Annotated in this window: 15 protein-coding genes; 8 read left to right on the top strand and 7 right to left on the bottom strand. The window is 68.0% G+C overall.

The genetic code is table 11. From position 1 onward, the window contains the following. The first annotated feature begins 133 nt into the window (after nucleotides 1-133). Complete coding sequence (locus tag FK531_RS09475; protein WP_142098326.1) at nucleotides 134-1660, top strand: FAD-dependent oxidoreductase; 1527 nt, start codon at nucleotides 134-136, stop codon at nucleotides 1658-1660. A gap of 51 nt (nucleotides 1661-1711) precedes the next feature. Here FK531_RS09475 and fahA read toward each other — a convergent pair whose 3' ends face one another. From fahA to FK531_RS09460, 3 genes are all read right to left on the bottom strand, one after another. Beyond that, nucleotides 1712-2887: a fumarylacetoacetase gene (gene fahA, locus FK531_RS09470; RefSeq protein WP_142099509.1), complete on the bottom strand. Its 1176-nt coding sequence runs from the start codon at nucleotides 2885-2887 to the stop codon at nucleotides 1712-1714. Continuing rightward, nucleotides 2884-4077 (bottom strand): homogentisate 1,2-dioxygenase, encoded by a 1194-nt coding sequence (locus tag FK531_RS09465; protein WP_142098324.1) that lies wholly within the window; start codon nucleotides 4075-4077, stop codon nucleotides 2884-2886. The genes fahA and FK531_RS09465 overlap by 4 nt, the downstream gene beginning before the upstream one ends. 196 nt (nucleotides 4078-4273) lie before the next feature. Then, on the bottom strand, nucleotides 4274-5548 hold the full coding sequence (locus FK531_RS09460) for an NRAMP family divalent metal transporter (protein ID WP_246098071.1): 1275 nt from the start codon (nucleotides 5546-5548) through the stop codon (nucleotides 4274-4276). 165 nt (nucleotides 5549-5713) lie between these two features. On the opposite strand from FK531_RS09460, the gene FK531_RS09455 reads away from it, so the two are divergent. Further along, a complete protein-coding gene (locus FK531_RS09455) occupies nucleotides 5714-7696 on the top strand; it encodes an acyl-CoA dehydrogenase family protein (RefSeq protein ID WP_142098321.1) in 1983 nt (660 codons plus the stop codon). An 80-nt stretch (nucleotides 7697-7776) separates the two neighbouring features. Here the strand turns inward: FK531_RS09455 and hsaA are convergent, their stop codons facing one another. Further along, nucleotides 7777-8943 carry a 3-hydroxy-9,10-secoandrosta-1,3,5(10)-triene-9,17-dione monooxygenase oxygenase subunit gene (hsaA, locus tag FK531_RS09450; RefSeq protein WP_142098318.1) on the bottom strand — a complete coding sequence of 389 codons (1167 nt, stop codon included), beginning with the start codon at nucleotides 8941-8943 and terminating at the stop codon, nucleotides 7777-7779. A gap of 180 nt (nucleotides 8944-9123) precedes the next feature. On the opposite strand from hsaA, the gene FK531_RS09445 reads away from it, so the two are divergent. The 6 genes from FK531_RS09445 to FK531_RS09420 all read left to right on the top strand — a co-directional run bounded on the left by FK531_RS09445 (nucleotide 9124) and on the right by FK531_RS09420 (nucleotide 15307). Continuing rightward, nucleotides 9124-10281: a 3-ketosteroid-9-alpha-monooxygenase, oxygenase component gene (locus FK531_RS09445; RefSeq protein WP_142098315.1), complete on the top strand. Its 1158-nt coding sequence runs from the start codon at nucleotides 9124-9126 to the stop codon at nucleotides 10279-10281. 43 nt (nucleotides 10282-10324) lie between these two features. Then, a complete protein-coding gene (locus FK531_RS09440; RefSeq protein WP_246098069.1) occupies nucleotides 10325-10534 on the top strand; it encodes a hypothetical protein in 210 nt (69 codons plus the stop codon). Next, entirely contained in the window at nucleotides 10531-11322 is a 792-nt protein-coding gene (locus FK531_RS09435; RefSeq protein WP_142098309.1) for an SDR family NAD(P)-dependent oxidoreductase, read from the top strand. The genes FK531_RS09440 and FK531_RS09435 overlap by 4 nt, the downstream gene beginning before the upstream one ends. Nucleotides 11323-11724: 402 nt before the next feature. Then, nucleotides 11725-12540: a mycofactocin-coupled SDR family oxidoreductase gene (locus FK531_RS09430; RefSeq protein ID WP_142098306.1), complete on the top strand. Its 816-nt coding sequence runs from the start codon at nucleotides 11725-11727 to the stop codon at nucleotides 12538-12540. Nucleotides 12541-12759: 219 nt separating this feature from the next. Then, the gene (locus FK531_RS22875) at nucleotides 12760-14043 is read left to right on the top strand and encodes a TetR/AcrR family transcriptional regulator (protein ID WP_142098303.1); all 1284 of its coding nucleotides are present in this window, start codon (nucleotides 12760-12762) and stop codon (nucleotides 14041-14043) included. A gap of 112 nt (nucleotides 14044-14155) precedes the next feature. Then, nucleotides 14156-15307, top strand: a complete 1152-nt coding sequence (locus FK531_RS09420; protein WP_142098300.1) for an alpha/beta hydrolase — start codon at nucleotides 14156-14158, stop codon at nucleotides 15305-15307. A 77-nt stretch (nucleotides 15308-15384) separates the two neighbouring features. On the opposite strand, the gene FK531_RS09415 is transcribed toward FK531_RS09420, so the two are convergent. The 3 genes from FK531_RS09415 to FK531_RS09405 form a co-directional block, all read right to left on the bottom strand. Beyond that, nucleotides 15385-16116, bottom strand: coding sequence for a flavodoxin family protein (locus FK531_RS09415; RefSeq protein WP_142098298.1), 732 nt, complete (start codon nucleotides 16114-16116; stop codon nucleotides 15385-15387). Nucleotides 16117-16256: 140 nt separating this feature from the next. Beyond that, the gene (locus FK531_RS09410) at nucleotides 16257-17177 is read right to left on the bottom strand and encodes a VOC family protein (RefSeq protein WP_142098295.1); all 921 of its coding nucleotides are present in this window, start codon (nucleotides 17175-17177) and stop codon (nucleotides 16257-16259) included. A gap of 32 nt (nucleotides 17178-17209) precedes the next feature. Next, nucleotides 17210-17606: acyl-CoA dehydrogenase family protein (locus tag FK531_RS09405; protein WP_494338131.1), on the bottom strand; the 397-nt coding region annotated here is incomplete at its 5' end.

Genomic DNA, 17606 nt, shown 5'->3' with positions numbered 1-17606 from the left:
GAACTGAGGGTAGATCCTGACACCTGTAGAGGCTCGCCGGAGTCCGGTTCCGCTCAGTGGGAGCCACGCCCCTTCCGGCCCACAGCCTGCGATTGCCTGTCACCACACACGATGCGATGGAGGTTGCAGGAACATGCAGGACTGGACGGACGAATTCGACGTAGTGGTGGTCGGCTCGGGTGGCGGCGCCCTGACCGGTGCTTATGCGGCCGCTTCGCAGGGCCTGCGCACCGTGGTGCTGGAGAAGACCGCCCTGTTCGGCGGCACCTCCTCCTACTCCGGCGGCTCCGTCTGGCTGCCGGGCACGCAGGTACAGGAGCGTGCCGAACTTCCCGACTCCACCGAATTGGCCCGCACCTACCTGCGCAACCTGCTCGGCGACGCCGAGGCCGATCGCCTGGACGCGTATGTCGAGACTGCGCCCGTGGTCGTCGAGTTCCTGGAGCGGGATCCGAACATCGAGTTCGAGTTCCGCGCGTTCCCCGACTACTTCAAGGCCGAGGGCCGCCTGGACACCGGGCGATCGATCAACGCGCTCGACCTGGACCCCGCCACGATCGGCGATCTGGCCGCGAAGGTGCGCCCCGAACTCGACCAGGACCGCACCGGACAGGGCCACAAGCCGGGCAAGCTGATCGGCGGTCGCGCCCTGATCGGGCGACTGCTGGCGGCCGCGGCCGGCACCGGCAACGCCGACCTGCGCACCGGCACCGCGTTGACCGGTCTGGTCGTCGAGGACGGCCGCGTCGTCGGCGTCGAGGCCGTGCAGGACGGGAAGCCGGTCCGGATCAAGGCGACCCGCGGCGTGCTGATGGCCGCGGGCGGAATCGAGGCCAACGCCGAAACGCGCGCGGCGAACGGCACTCCCGGCAAGGCGGAGTGGTCGATGGGCCCGATCGGCGCCAACACCGGCGTTCCGATCGCGGCCGGCGTCGCGGCCGGTGGCGCAACCGCACTGCTGGATCAGGCGTGGTTCTGCCCGGGCGTGGAGCAGCCGGACGGCACCGCCGCCTTCCTGGTCGGCATCCGCGGCGGCATCGTCGTCGACGAGAAGGGCGAGCGCTACCTGAACGAGTCGCTGCCGTACGACCAGTTCGGCCGGGCGATGAAGGCGCACAGCGGAAATGACGCCGTGTCCTGGATGATCTTCGACTCCCGCGAGCGCGGTGGACTGCCCGGCATCAGCATCCCGAACACCGCACCGGCCAAGCACCTCGAGGCCGGCACCTGGGTGCAGGGTGACACCCTCGAGGACCTCGCCGCGCGGGCAGGCCTGCCCGCGGACGCGGTGCGCGCCAGCGTCGAGCAGTTCAACGACTACGCCAAGCACGGCGTGGACGAGTCCTTCCACCGCGGCGAGGATCCGTACGACAACTTCTTCTGCCCGCCGAACGGCAACCCGAACAGCGCGCTGACCGCGATCGAGACCGGCCCGTTCTACGCGGCCCGGATCGTGCTGTCCGACCTCGGCGGCAAGGGCGGCCTTGTCACCGACGCCGACGGTCGGGTGCTGCGCGCCGACGGCAGCGCGATCGACGGCCTGTACGCGGCCGGAAACACCTCCGCGTCCGTCAGTGGCGAGGTGTACCCGGGTCCCGGTGTGCCGCTCGGCACCGCGATGGTGTTCTCCTACCGCGCAGCCCAGCACATGAAGGGCTAGCCGACTCCGTCGGCCGTGAGTCCTTCTGGTCCCCCAGCGGGCCGGAAGGACTCACGGGCGCGCAGCGCCTATTCGCCCACGAACCTCACCGAACCCGATCCGCGTGCCGCCCGGGCCGGGCGCGCTCGCGGTGAGCGTCACCTCGTCACCGTCCTCGAGAAACGTCCGGACCTGATCGCCTACCGGCACGGGTTCGGTTCCGTTCCAGGACAATTCGATCAGCGAGCCGTACTCGCCACGCTCGGGCCCCGACACCGTCCCGGACGCCAGCAGGTCACCGGTACGCGCGCGGGCACCGTTGACTGTGGCGTGCGCCAGCATCTGCGCCGGCGACCAGTACATGCCGCGGTACTGCGGCCAGGAGACCGCCTGCCCGTTCACCGACAGCGTCAGGCGCACGTCCAGCCCCCACTGCCCCGACCCACGCAGGTACGGCAGCGGCTCGGGATCCTGTGCCGGGAGATCGATCCGGGCCGCGCCCAGGGCCGCGAGCGGTACCACCCACGGCGAGATCGACGTCGCGAACGACTTGCCGAGGAAGGGCCCGAGCGGGGCACCCTCCCAGGACTGGATGTCGCGCGCCGACCAGTCGTTGACCAGGACCGCGCCGAAGACGTGCTCGCCGAACTCGTCCGGACCGATCCGCGACCCGGGCGCCGACGGCACCCCGACCACGAATCCCAGCTCGACCTCCAGATCGAGCCGGCGGGTCGGTCCGAACACCGGCGCACCACCGCCATCGGGAACGAATTGTCCACAGGGCCTGACTATCTCGGTGCCCGAGACCACCACCGTGCCCGACCGCCCGTGGTACGCGACCGGCAGGTGCCGCCAGTTCGGCAGCAGCGGCGGCTGTCCCGGCCGCAGCATCCGCCCGAGGTTGCTCGCGTGCCGCTCGCTGGCGTAGAAGTCGACGTAGTCGGCCACCTCGAACGGCAGATGCATGACCACCGTGTCGGCAGCGTGCACGGCATCGGACCGCACCGACCCGGCGACCAGTTCGGTGACCCGCGCGCGCACCGCGGCCCAGGTGTCCGGCCCCCGCGCGAGGAACGCATTCAGGGTCGGCCGCGCGAACACCTCGTCGCCCAGCAGGACGGACAGGTCAATGACGTTCTCCCCCAAGCGCACCCCCACCCGCGGACCGATACCCGGCGCCGAGAACACCCCGTACGGCAGGTTGTCGACGCCGAACTGCGCTGCCGGACCGGCCTGCGCGGCGGTCATCGCGCCGGGCCCCTGCCCGACCACGTCCACGCGTAGGCGTGGTCCTCGCAGGCGCGTGCGCCCTCACCCAGACCGAGCGGACGGAAGGTGTCGACCATGACGGCCAGTTCGTCGAAGTAGTCGACGCCGATGCTGCGCTCGTAGGCGCCGGGTTGCGGACCGTGTGCGCAGCCCCCGGGGTGGACGGAGACCGAGCCGGGCCCGATGCCGGACCCCTTGCGCGCCTCGTAGTCTCCGGCAACGTAGAAGATGACCTCGTCCGAGTCGACGTTGGAGTGGTAGTACGGAACCGGGATCGAGAGCGGGTGGTAGTCCACCTTGCGGGGGACGAAGTTGCAGACCACGAATCCCGTGCCCTCGAAGACCTGGTGCGCGGGCGGCGGCTGGTGCACGCGGCCGGTGATCGGTTCGAAGTCGGCGACGTTGAAGGTGTAGGGGTACAGGCAACCGTCCCAGCCGACGACGTCGAAGGGGTGCTGCTGGTACACCAGCCGGGTGCCGACGACGCCGGCCGCGGTGCGGTGCCGCACGAGGACCTCGACCTCGGGCTCGGCGGCCGTGAGGAGGTCGTCGGGGCCGTGCAGGTCGCGCTCGCAGTACGGCGCGTGCTCGAGCAGCTGCCCGTACCGGGACAGGTACCGCTTGGGTGGCGTGATGTGCCCAGTGGCCTCGATCACGAACGCGCGCAACGGTTCCGCTCCGGCGGGGATCCACAGATGGGTGGTGGACATCGGGATCAGCACGTAGTCCCCCGACCGCGCCTCCAGCGGTCCGAACACCGTCTCGATTCGCGCCTCGCCGCTCTCGAGGTAGACCAGTTCGTCACCGATGGCATTGCGGTACAGCGGCGATTCCTCCGCCGCCACCACGTAGGACAGTCGCACGTCGGCGTTGCCGAGCAGCACCCTGCGGCCGGTGACCGCGTCCGTGCGGACGTCGTCGTGCGGGAGGTCGTGCAGACGTAGGTGCCGCGGCACCAACGGATGGTTCGGAGTGAACGTCTGGTCCGGCAGTTCCCACTCCGTCGCGTCGACAATCGCAGTCGGGATGTGCCGGTGGTAGAGCAACGAGGAGTCGGAGCTGAACCCCTCCTCGCCCATCAGCTCCTCGTAGTAGAGCCGGCCGTCCTCGTCGCGGTGCTGCGTGTGCCGCTTCGGCGGGACGCTGCCCACTCGCCGATAGAACACCATGACCGACCTCCCGAGGTCTCGGCGCCAGGCAGGCGCCTGGTCTGCGGATCCGACCAGATGGAGCAGCGGCAGCACGATCGGGCGCGTCAGCGCTCACATCGTCGTAATAGTCAGAATAACGACGTTTCGCGCCGATTCGCGCTCGTCGGGCGGCGGTTCCGGCAGACCGGATGCCACCGGCATTTCGGAACCTCGGTCAGGAACCGCCCCCGACGATGCCGATCACAGCGGCGTACACGCCGAGGCCCGCGGTGCCGGCGATGATCGCCAGCACCACCCAGCGATATGTTCCTGCCAGCCGAAAGCGGTCGGGCAGCGCCCTGCGGGCGAGCAGGTACAGGAAGGTCAGCACCGTCGGAAGAAGCAACGCATTCATCACCTGGACGTACAGGTTGAGCTGAATCAGGTTGACTCCCGACAGCACGGTGATGGCGCCGACCGCTATCACCACGGCGAACACCATGTAGAACCACGGCGCCTCACGCGGGGAGTGCTCGAGTGACCGTTTGTACCCGGTGACCTCGCCGATCCCCCAGGCCGCCGTCAGGCTGGCCACGATGGCCGCGATCAACGCGGCGCCGACCATGCCGAGGGAAAACAGCACCCGCCCGGCAAGGTCTCCCAGGTGCGGCGTGATCGCACTCGAGATGTCCCGCACGGTGTCCAGGCTCGCGTCACCCTCGCTGTTCGCCCACAGGGTCGCCGCAACCGTGACGAGCATCCCTACCATGACCAGCTGGGTGACGACCGCACCGATGGCGGTGTCCCACCGGGCAATTCGCAGGTGCTTGACCGTCAGTCCCTTGTCCACCACCGCGGACTGGTGGTAGAAGATCATCCAAGGCATCACGACCGCCCCGATGTTCGCGGCGACCAGGAACATGTAGTTCGGATTGGACAGCGGCATGTCGACCATTCCTCGCGCCACCTGGTTCGGGTCCGGCCCGGCAAGCAGCATCGTCACCAGGAACACCGCTTCGAACAGCCCCACCCCGATCGCGATCCGTTCGACCCGGCGATAGCTGCCGGTCGAGACCATCGTCACGAGGAACACCACGACCGCCGAGGTACTGACCCATTTCGGCACGCCCCACATCAGACCGACCCCGGCGATACCGCTCATCTCGGTGACGATCGCCCCGGCGCACGCGATCACCAACGTCGACACCGACAGCCACGCCCAACCGACCCCGAACCGTTCTCGGATCAGCTCACCGTGTCCACGACCGGTGACCAGCCCCAACCGGACGGTCAGCTCCTGCACGACGTAGACGATCGGGATGAGCACGATCTGAACCAGCAGGAGGGAGTATCCCCAGGTGGCACCGCTCTGTGCCGCGGTGATCAGGCTCCCGGCGTCGGTGTCCGCGAGCATCACCGTCAGGCCAGGCCCGGCGACCGCCAGCCACATCAGTACAGCGGTCCGGGCCGTCACCCGGCGTGTGGTCCTGCGGGTCAACGTATCGAGCATCGAGTCACCTCTCGCGTGTTTGGGCAGGCTAATCTTAGAAATCGGTTCCTGAAAGCGCGCTGAGTCTCTCGTCCCCGCCCGCGCGGATCCGTGTTTCGCAACCGCGCCCGGAGCGCGTTACTCGCCGGTAGGCTGATAGTTGTCGCCCGTCGGAGGAGGCGGATCATGGTGACACCGATCCAAGTCAGTGAGGAACAGGCGCGAGCGGTCGCCGAAGAGGCACGCGAGAGCGGCTGGGACAAACCTTCCTTCGCCAAGGAACTCTTCCTCGGCCGGTTCCGGCTCGACCTGGTGCACCCCTTCCCACAGCCCGCGCCCGCCGAGGCCGACAAGACCGCCGCATTCCTGGCGAAGCTCGAGCAGTACTGCGCGAGCCTCGACGGCGCAGTCATCGAGCGGGACGCCCGCATTCCCGACGACTACGTCGCGGGCCTCACCGAACTCGGCTGCTTCGGGCTGAAGGTGCCGGAGGAGTACGGCGGGCTCGGTCTGTCGCAGGTCGCGTACAACAGGGCGCTGATGCTCATCTCGTCGGTGCACCCGAGTGTCGGCGCGCTGCTGTCGGCACACCAGTCGATCGGTGTCCCGGAACCGCTCAAGCTGGCGGGCACGCCCGCCCAGAAAGCGGAGTTCCTGCCGCGCTGCGCCAAGGGTGCGATCTCGGCGTTCCTCCTCACCGAACCGGACGTCGGCTCGGACCCGGCGCGGATGGCATCCAGCGCAATCCCGATCGAGGACGGCGCCGCCTACGAACTCGACGGCGTCAAGCTGTGGACCACCAACGGCGTCGTCGCCGAACTACTGGTGGTGATGGCCCGGGTACCGCGCAGTGAAGGGCACCGCGGCGGTATCAGCGCCTTCGTCGTCGAGGCAAACTCGCCCGGCATCACCGTCGAGCGCCGCAACAGTTTCATGGGCCTGCGCGGCATCGAGAACGGCGTCACCCGGATGCACCAGGTGCGGGTGCCCGCCGAGAACCTGATCGGCCGTGAGGGCGACGGCCTCAAGATCGCGCTGACCACCCTCAACGCGGGTCGCCTCGCGATTCCCGCGATGTGCACCGCGGCGGGCAAGTGGTCGCTGAAGATCGCGCGGGAATGGTCCGTCGAGCGCGTGCAGTGGGGCAAGGCGGTCGGCCACCACGGGGCGGTCGCCGCGAAGATCTCGTTCATCGCCGCGACCACCTTCGCCCTGGAGTCGGTGCTCGAACTGTCCGGGCAGATGGCCGACGAGGGCCGCAACGACATCCGGATCGAGGCAGCGCTGGCGAAACTGTGGGCCAGCGAGATGGCCTGCGAGATCGCCGACGAACTGGTCCAGATCCGCGGTGGTCGCGGCTACGAGACCGCCGCCTCGCTCGCCGCGCGGGGTGAGCGGGCAGTGCCCGTCGAGCAGTTACTGCGGGACCTGCGGATCAACCGGATCTTCGAGGGGTCCAGTGAGATCATGCGACTGCTGGTGGCCCGCGAGGCGGTCGACGCGCACCTGACGGCGGCCGGCGACCTGGCCGACCCCAAGTCCGACCTGCAGCACAAGGCGAAGGCGGCCCTCGGGGCCAGCGGCTTCTACGCCAAGTGGCTGCCGCACCTCGTCGCCGGCAAAGGTCAACTGCCCAATTCGTACGACGAGTTCGGCTCGCTCGCAACGCATCTGCGCTTCGTCGAACGCAACGCCCGCAAGCTGGCCCGCTCCACGTTCTACGGCATGGCCCGCTGGCAGGCGGGGATGGAGAAGCACCAGGCATTCCTCGGCCGGGTCGTGGACATCGGCGCCGAACTGTTCGCGATGTCCGCCAGCTGCGTGCGCGCGGAGATGCAGCGCGCCGACGAAGCCGCGGGCGAGGGCGCGACGGGTACGGGTGCCGCGGCCTACGAGCTGGCCGGCGCCTTCTGTCAGCAGTCGCGACTGCGGATCGACCGGCTGTTCGCCGCGCTGTGGGACAACTCCGACGAGGTCGACCACACCCTGACCGAGGCGGTGCTCGACGGCCGCTACAGCTGGCTCGAGACCGGGGTGATCGACCCGAGCGAGGGCACCGGTCCGTGGATCGCGCAGTGGTCGCCGGGCGCCTCGACGGAGCAGAACGTGGCACGCAGATTCTCCTCCGAGCCGAAGGAGGACACCTCAGCGGCGGGGGCGGCGACGTAGTGGCAGCAACGGCGCCCGAGGTGGCAGCTTCATGGCCCGAGGCTTCGCCCGAGGTGGCTGCGTCACCGCCCGAGGTCGCGTCAGACCATGTTGTCTTCGACCGGCAGGCCGAAGGCCCCCCGGCCGTACAGCGCGAGCGCACGGTCGGCCTCGTTGGCGACGTGCACCCCGCCCGCGTGCGCGTCGCGCCAGGCGCGCTCGATCAGGTTGCCGCGCTCGAGGGAGTGTCCGCCCGCGGTCTTGAACAGCTTGTCCATGGCGTCGAGCGCGCGTTCGGTCGCGAGCACCTGGTCGCGACGCGCGCGGAGGCGCAGCTGCATCGGAACCTCCCGTCCGGACGACGCCGCGGCCATCAGTGCGCGCACGTTGCGGTCCATCTGCAGGATCGACGCGTCGATCTCCGACGACGCCCGCCCGATCATCACCTGCGCGAACGGGTCGTCGGCGAACCGGCCGCCGCCCAGGCTCAGTCGCACCCGGTCCCGCATCGCGGCCAGGTAGCTCTCGTAGCAGCCGGACACCACGCCGAGCACCGGCGCCGCGATCGCGGAGGTGAACACCGTCGCGAACGGAATCCGGTACAGCGGACTCGTGTTCACGGCCTGGCCGGGACCGCGCAGCTGCGAGAACTCGAAGTTGCGCATCACCCGGTGGTCGGGAACGAAGGCGCGTTCGACAACGATCTCGTTGCTTCCGGTGCCGCGCAGGCCCACCGAGTCCCAGATGTCGCGGACCTCGTAGTCCGAACGAGGCACGAGCAGCGTGGTGGTGTCGATCGGCGCGCCCGTGTCGGAAAGGAGCATGCCGCCGAGCACTGCCCACCCCGTGTAGTCGACACCGGAGGAGAACCGCCACGTCCCCGAGATCTCGTAGCCGCCCGCGACGCGGTTCATCGACCCGATCGGGGCGTACGACGAACTGATCAGCATGTCCGGATTCTCGCCCCACACCTCCGCCTGCGCGCGGTCGTCGAAGAGGGCGACGTGCCAGGGGTGCACACCGAGCACCGAGGTGACCCAGCCGGTGGACCCGCAGGCGCCGGAGATCGCCCGCACGATCTCGTAGAAGTGAACGGGGTCGGACTCGGAGCCGCCGTAGCGTGCCGGCTGCAGCATCCGGAAGACGCCCGCGCCGGTCAGCGCCCGGATCGTTTCCTCGGGTACCCGGCGGGCTTCCTCGGTGTCCCGGGCCCGCTTCGCGATGTCGGGGAGCAGCTCCAACACACGCTCGAGATACTCGTTCTCCATTTGTCCGATGTTAACGGCGGAGTGGAGTCCGGTCGACGGCGGATGTGGCTGGTCAGCCGGTCTCGGCCAGTGAGATCGGCGCACTCGTCGGTGACAAGCCTCACTAGCTTCGAAAATACTGATCGAGATAGGTCGTCGCCGCCCGTCGCAGGTGGCTTCGTTCGAAGGGATGAATGAACCGTGACCAGCACGCAGTCCGCAGACGAAGAAGTTCGCGTAATCGATGCCGGTGCCGCGCCGACCAGGTACGCGCGGGGCTGGCACTGCCTCGGCCTCGTCAGGGACTTCCAGGACGGCAAGCCGCACGGCATCGAGGCCTTCGGCACGAAGCTGGTGGTGTTCGCCGACAGCGAGGGCAAGCTCAACACCCTCGACTCGTACTGCCGGCACATGGGTGGTGACCTGAGCCAGGGCACCGTCAAGGGCGATTCGGTCGCCTGCCCGTTCCACGACTGGCGCTGGGGCGGCAAGGGCAAGTGCACCGCCATCCCCTACGCCCGGCGCGTGCCTCCGCTGGCCCGCACCCGGGCGTGGACCACGATGGAGCAGGACGGCCTGCTGTTCGTGTGGAACGATCCCGAGGGCAACCCCCCGCCGGCCGACGTGACGATCCCGCTGATGCACGAGCCCGGCACGGAGTGGACCGACTGGGTCTGGAACTCCATCGTCATCGACACCAACTGCCGCGAGATCGTCGACAACGTCGTCGACATGGCGCACTTCTTCTACGTGCACTTCTCGTTCCCGACGCGGTTCAAGAACATCTTCGAGGGCCACACCGCGATCCAGTACTTCGAGGGCCTGGCCCGCGAGGACGTCCGGCCGCCGTCGAACGACCCGACCCAGCCGAAGCTCCTCGGCAGCCACTCCACCGCCGCGTACCACGGCCCGTCGTTCATGATCGACGAGCTGATCTACCGCTACGACACGTTCGACGTCGAGTCGATTCTGATCAACTGCCACTACCCGATCGCACCCGACAAGTTCGTGCTGATGTACGGCGTGATGGTCAAGAAGACCGACCAGCTGCCGGCGGGCGAAGCCGAGTCCATCGCCAACGGCATGACGACCTTCATCGCGACCGGCTTCGAGCAGGACGTGGCGATCTGGAAGAACAAGTCCCGGATCAACAACCCGCTGCTGTGCGAGGAAGACGGTCCGGTCTACCAGCTCCGCCGCTGGTACGAGCAGTTCTACGTCGACGTCGCCGACATCAAGCCTGAGATGACCGAACGCTTCGAATTCGAGATGGACACCACCAAGGCGAACGAGGCCTGGCGCCGCGAGGTCGACGCCAACATCGCCGCGAAGGCGGCCGCAGCAGCACAGTCGGTCTGACATGCAGCCGTTGGAATGTCGGCGCTGCGGCACACGAGTGCTGGTGGAGAAGAACAGCTTCCACCACACCGCGATCCAGTGGACCTCGGACGCCGAGTCCTCGTGTGCCGAGTTCCGGGAGGGCGTGCCGTCGCGCGCTCGGACCGTCAAGGTGCGAGTCTGTGGTGCACTGCAGGATTCGATAAACATGGCCGTCGTCGAGGGACTCCTCGACGTCCCCGACAACGAGCAGAGCCCTCGAGGAGAACAATGATCGACATCAACCAGTACGGGCCCTGGGCCGTCATCGCCGGCGGCTCCGAAGGCGTCGGATCGGCGTTCGCCGACGAGCTGGCCCAGGCCGGCTTCAACCTCGTCCTGATCGCCCGCAAGCCCGGTCCGCTCGAGGAGACCGCGGAGAAGGTGCGCACGCACGGCGGCGAGGTCCGCACGCTGTCGCTGGACCTGCTCGCCGCGGACGCGCTCGCGCAGATCCGCAAGGTCACCGACGACGTAGAGGTCGGGCTGCTGATCTTCAACGCGGGCGCGAACTCCTACGGCCACGAGTTCGTCACCGGCGACCTCGACGGCTTCCGCGGCGTGATCGAGCTGAACATCGGCAAGCAGCTCGAGCTCTCGCACCACTTCGGCGGGCTGATGAAGGACCGCGGCCGCGGCGGCATCATGCTGCTCGGCTCCCTGGCCGGCTACATGGGCTCCGAGCACCAGAGCATCTACGCGGCCTCGAAGGCGTTCAGCCGGGTCTTCGCGGAGAGCCTGTGGCTCGAGCTCGAGCCGCACGGCGTGCACGTCGTCGAATTCATCCTCGGCGTCACCCGCACCCCCGCGATGATCCGCGCCGGACTGAACTTCGACATCCCCGGCATGATCGTGCAGGAGCCCGAGGACGCCGCCCGCGAGGGTCTCGAGCACCTGACCGACGGCCCCGTGTGGGTGGCAGGCGGCAACTACGAGGCGGCCGTCAAGCGCAGCGGCTTCCCCCGCGACAAGATGGTCAAGGGTGCGGCCGTGGCGATGCGCAAGCTGCTGAACCGCAAGTAAACACGGCATACGCCTGGTCAGACTGTGGCCGCACCCGGCATCGGGTGCGGCCACAGTCGTCTCCAGCTTTCACGCAGCCCGCACCGTGCTCCGTCGACTGGGCGGATCTGACACGAAGGCGTGCGCTCCCGGATGCTCCGACGACCTGAGCCGGGAGGCGCCTGCCGAAGTTGCGAAGCAAATCTATGCTCCGATTGATCCGCGCGACATCCGGAACGAACGGTAGGATCGAGCCGACCAGCTGCCAACCGCCCGATCGGCGACAACAGCTCACCCACACATTCCCCGGTCACCATCTCGCCGGGAATCCGAGGGTCTCGCGTGATGGCATCGATTGGCCGAAGCAGTTGAGTAACAAAACAAGTCACACCTCGGGAACGATACGGAAAGCGGTGCATTCAGTTGGGTGGTCGCGTATCTGGAAAGGTCGCGTTGGTTACCGGCGCGGCGCGTGGTCAGGGTCGGGCCGAGGCGGTCCGGTTGGCCGACGAGGGCGCAGACGTCATTGTCGTCGACGTGTGTGCACCACTGCCGAGCGTGGCATACGACTCCGCAACCCCGGAAGACCTCGAGGAGACGGTGCTCCTCGTCGAGAAGACCGGCCGGCGGGCAGTATCCGGCATCGTGGACGTTCGGGATCTCGAGAAGCTCCGGGGCATCGTCGATTCCGCGGTCAGCGAGTTGGGCCGGCTCGACGTGGTGGTGGCCAATGCCGGGATCTGCGTGCCGAAGGCCTGGGACGAGGTGACGCCGCAGATCTATCAGGACACGATCAGCACCAACGTCACCGGCGTGTGGAACACGGTCATGGTCGGAGCCCCGCACTTGGTGGAGGCGGGCGGCGGTTCGATCATCCTGATCAGCTCGGCCGCTGGACTCAAGGTGCAGCCCTTCATGGTTCCGTACACCACGAGCAAGTTCGCGGTCCGCGGCATGGCCAAGGCGTTCGCTGCCGAGTTGGCACGGCACAGCATCCGGGTGAACAGCGTCCACCCGACTGGGGTCAACACCGCGATGGGCACAGGAAACATGCAGGTGGACCTCCAAGCAGCGATGGCAAGGGATGAGCGTCTCGGTGCGATGTTCATGAACATGCTTCCGGTCGACATCACCGAACCCGAGGACGTCGCGGACACCGTGCTGTTCCTCGCGTCGGACGAGTCGAAGTTCATCACCGCCCACGAACTTGCCCCGGACGCCGGCGTCACCGAGTTCTGACCAGAGCGGAAGCGACACTCGGAGGCGGAGACCTGATCGCAACTGGTCTCCGTCTCCCGCTGTCATGCGGGGACAGCCTGACTCGCCTGCGGCACAGACACCTCTGACGGCGCGAGCGACGTTCGAGATCCTCCGAGTTTGACTATCAAGCGAGGGCGAACGAACATTTCCTCACGTTGGCGGCATTTCTCGGCCACAACGCCCTGTTCAACAGCGAGGATGACTCAGCAGATGCTGGACGAGAAGGAAGTCGACCGACGCCCCGGAGCCGGGATCCGGGCGGTTGAGGTACACTGGGCCGTAAGCGCACTCTTCCTCAGCAAGGGATACTCCGGCACGACGATGAGCGACATCGCTGACGCGGTCGGCATCCTTCCCGGCAGTCTGTATCACCACTTCGAGTCCAAAGAAGCTGCTGCCGTTGCCATCCTCGACGAGTTCAACGAGGACATGCACGGGCTAGCGGTGCAGTTGCGCAGGTCGGGTCACTCGTCGAAGAATCCGGAGGCCCGACTCCGCGAGCTGTGCTCGACGGCAACATCGCTCGCCCAGCGCCACGCCACCGCTGTCCGACTCCGAGCCTTCGACCCACCCACCTCGTCCAGTGATCGGTTCCGCGCCGCCATTCACTATCGCCCCGCCGGGCTGTACCGGTTGTGGCGGTCCGCCGCTGACGACCTCGCCGCCACCGTGCCGGACGAGTACTTCGATCCGGGAATGCTCGCACACGCCCTGCAGGTCGCGTCGATCGCTGCCGTCACCGACCGACCGAGCACGATCGACTCGCAGGAGTCGTCTCGGATCTTCTGCGACTCGCTGCTCTACGGAGTCGTCGAAGACTGCCCGGACGACGCGGACCTCGACACTTCCGCGCCGATGGCCGCGGTGCGTGAACTGGTCGCCGAGTGGACACTGCCGTCGGCCACCGACGACATCAGGGGCGTGATCATCGCTGCAGCCCGCACCGAGTTCGCCCGACGTGGATTCGCGAACACGACAGTCCGTGACGTCTCCGATGCGGCGGGTGTCCCGATGGGCACGATCTACCGACGAATCGACTCGATGGAGGCGCTCTTCGTCGAGATCGCACAGAACTACTCGGACCAGGTCGATCGCGCCCTGCATGCGGCACTGACGACGGACCCGTCGGCGAAAGCGGCGACCCTCGACGCCCTCAGCTTCGTGACCGCCAATGCAAACAAGAAGTTCCGCGAGGAGACCAGCATGATGGCGCTGGCGTGGAGCCAGGGTACCGAGGGCCAATCGTCGTTCGACCGCACGTACAGGAAGAGCGCGAGCGAGCGCATGTCCATGCTCGTCGAGATCCTGGCGAACGGATTCGACGACGGCACACTCCGTACCGCCTGCAGCCCGGCCGTCTTCGCGCCACATTTGCGCACCATGTTGTGGATCCCCTTCGATGATCACGACCGGGCAAGCATGAAGCGGATTCGACGCTTCACCCGCGGCCATCTGCTGCGTGGTGCGCTGCCGACTCCGTAACCTCCCCGATTGCGGCTCCCGGCGAGTCGTCTCCCGGCATCCGCTGGGTGCGAATTGTCTGACAGGTGTAGTTTCAGTTCGCCTTGAAGGTGACACTGTGGGGGGTTGTTCAATGAGTGGTTCAGGCTGGATGAGCAGGGCGCGGGCCCGACACACCGGCGTCGTCGGCGTCTCGCTTGCCGCTCTCGTGGCTCTGACGATCGCTCCGCCCGCGCTGGCCGCATCGGATGCCGGGAGTTCGGGCAGCGCGAGCGGCAGCCTGGCCAGCGGTAGCGGCGGCGCCAGCTCGGACGGGGGCAGCGTCAGCGCCGGGTCGACGATCCCCGGTCCGCTCCAGAACGAGCACCCGCCCTTGCCCGCACTCCGCGACGACATCACCACTGCTTCGATCGTCGGCGAGGAGCGCAAGTCCGACCAGTTCGTCCGCTTCACGGTGGCCTCGCCCGCCCTGCGTCGCGACGTCGGCGTGGAAGTGCTGCTGCCGAAGGACAACTCGGTGCCCCGGCCGTCGATCTACGCACTCGAGGGCGTCGACGCGCGGGAGGACACCAGCGGTTGGGTCACCATCGGCGGCGCACCCCAGTTCTTCGCCGACAAGAACGTGAACGTCGTGATGATCGACGGCGGCGTGTCCGGCATGTACACCGACTGGGACCGGATCGACCCCGGCGTCGGCCTGCACAAGTGGGAAACGTTCATCACCGAGGAACTGCCGCCGTTGCTGGACACGCGCCTGAAGACCAACGGCGTCAAGTCGCTCCTCGGCGCCTCCATGGGTGCGCAGGGAGCGATGATGCTCGCCCACCGCCACCCCGAGATGTACCGCGGCATCGCCACGTTCAGCGGATGCTATTCGACGACCGACGACCTGGGACGCATCAGCGTCCAGGCGACGGTGTCGTCGCGGGGCGGCGACCCGGCGAACATCTGGGGACAGGTCGGCGGGCCGGGCTGGGCGGCACACGACTCACTGCGCAACGCGGAAGCCCTGCGCGGCAAGGATATCTACGTTTCGGTGGCATCGGGCCTGGCCGGCCGGTACGAGACACCGGGCATGGCCGACTACAGCGACCGCGTGCTGGTGGGCGGATCCATCGAGGCGGCCGCGAACGCCTGCACCCACAGGATGCAGTCCCGACTCGAGGACCTTGGCATCCCGGCGACCTTCGACTTCGAGCCGAGGGGCACGCACGCCTGGGCATACTGGGTGGACCAGCTGCCCAAGGCATGGCCGACGTTGGCGCGGTCGCTCGGCCTCGCGTAGGGACGCGCACGCGCCGACACCGGTCCCCGCCGTCGACCTCAGGCGAACCATCACCGGTCTGATCGAGTGCCGTTCCCCTACCGGTAGTCGGGATTCGGGAAGTCCGGGTGACAGCCCGCGTCCCACAACGACCGCTGATTCCCGAACGCCGGAATTCCCCCGGCGCCCTTGATCATTGCCGCCAGGTGCATGAGGTTGTAGGTCATGAAGGTGGTGTTGCGGTTGGTGAAGTCGTTCTCCGGCCCACCGGAACCCTCGTCCAGGTAGGACGGTCCCGGGCCGGCCTCGCCGATCCATCCCGCGTCGGCCTGCGGCGGGATGGTGTACCCGAGGTGCTGCAGGCTGTACAGCACGTTCATCGCACAGTGCTTGACGCCGTCCTCGTTGCCGGTGACCAGGCACCCGCCGACCCGACCGTAGAAGGCGTACTGCCCCTTGTCGTTGAGGATCGACGAGCACCCGTAGAGCCGCTCGATGACTCGCTTCATCACGGAACTGTTGTCGCCCAGCCAGATCGGTCCCGCCAGCACCAGGATGTCGGCCGCGAGGATGCGCTCGAACAGCCGCGGCCACTCGTCGCTGGGCCAACCGTGCTCTGCCATGTCCGGGTACACCCCGGTGGCGATGTCGTGGTCGATCGCCCGGATCTGGTCGACTGCCACCCCGGCGTCGCGCATCAGCCCGACGCTGCGGTCGATCAACCCCTGCGTGTTGCTGCGCTCCGGTGAGCGTTTGAGCGTGCAGTTCACATACACCGCGAGCAGCCCGTCGAAACGGGGCTCCTCGTCCGGCACCGACGGACTGGACATCAGACTCCTCCCGAAAGGTGGATCCCGACAGTCCACGATAGGCGAGCGGGCCTCGAGTGAGTAGGCCCGCCGAAATGCGAAACGCGGCGGCCGCATCATGTGCGACCGCCGCGTCGGCAGTGTGATCGATCCCGGCGGGACTACGCCTTGGGGGTGAACGCCGCGAGCGGCTCGCTACCGGACCAGTCGTGGCCCCAGTAGCTGTCCGCGGTGATCTCCTCCGCGGTGAAGTGGCTCTCGTCCACGATCATGCCCTCGGTGCCGAACTCGAGGTCCCAGCCGCCCGGCGCGCGCACGTAGAACGAGACCATCTTGTCGTTCGTGTGCCGGCCGAGGGTCGAGGACAGCGAGAACCCGAGCTTGTTGACCCGGTCCAGGGCCTGGCCGACGGCGTCGAGGGTGTCGACCTCCATCATCAGGTGCACCATGCCGGGCACCTCGGTCGGCGGCGCCGGGCAGATCGCCAGGCTGTGGTGACGCTCGTTGACGCCGAGGAACCGCACCCGACGCGCGGGGCCGGGGGCACCCGGTCCGCCGAGCCGGATCGCGCCGCGGGGCAGGAATCCGAGGACCTCGGTGTAGAAGTCGTAGGTCTCCTGGAAGAGGGGCGTCGGCAGCACCACGTGACCGAAACCGGCGGCACCCGTGACGAACCGGCCACCGTGCGGGGTCACGACCGGGCTGTGGTCGAGGACCGGCCCGAAGAACACCTCGACGGCCGTCCCCGACGGGTCGGTGAACGTGATGCCCCGCTCGAAGGCGCGGTAGTCCGCCTCCTCCAGGGTGAACTCGCGGACCTCGATGCCGGCCTTCTCCACCTTCTCGCGCACGGCCTGGAGCCCGAACTGGTCGCGCACCTCCCAGCCGACCGCCTGCACCTTGTCCACGTCGCCGGGCAGCACCGCCAGGCGTGCCTGACGCTCGTCGACGCGCAGGTACAGCCCGCCCTCCTCCGGGCCGGAGCCGACGGCCATGCCGAGCCCGTCCACGGCCAACTCGCGCCAGCGCGCGACGTCCTGCGTCTGCACCCTCAGGTAGCCGAGGGATCGAATGTCAGACATGTTCTCCACCAATCCTTTTTCGTGTCAGACGATCAGATCATCGAGCGGTGGACGCCCTGCGGCTCGCCACCGAGCTGGGTCAGCGCCGACGAGTGGAAGATCGACCCGGGCACGTGAATCGCATGCGACAGACCCGCATGCGCATCCCGCCAGAACCGCTGCAGCGGCGTCTTCATCTGCAACGCACCGCCACCCGAGCGAGCGAAGATCTCGTCCACCGCACGCACCGCACGCCACGCCGCCGCGGCCTGCGTACGCCGACCGATCGCCCGCTGCTCGAAGCTGACCGCCTGACCCTTCTCCGTCATGTCCCAGAACCGGTCCACCGTCTCCAGGATCGCCGCCCGCGAGGCCGCGATCTCCGCCGCCGCGTCACCGATCGCGTACAGCACGTACGGATCCTCCTTGATCGGCACACCGGTGATCGCG

The organism is Rhodococcus spelaei, assembly GCF_006704125.1.
In the GTDB taxonomy this organism is placed as follows: Bacteria; Actinomycetota; Actinomycetes; order Mycobacteriales; family Mycobacteriaceae; genus Rhodococcus_G; species Rhodococcus_G spelaei.
The sequence above is the reverse complement of the archived record's forward strand: the minus strand, read 5'-3'. Positions and strand labels throughout refer to the sequence as shown.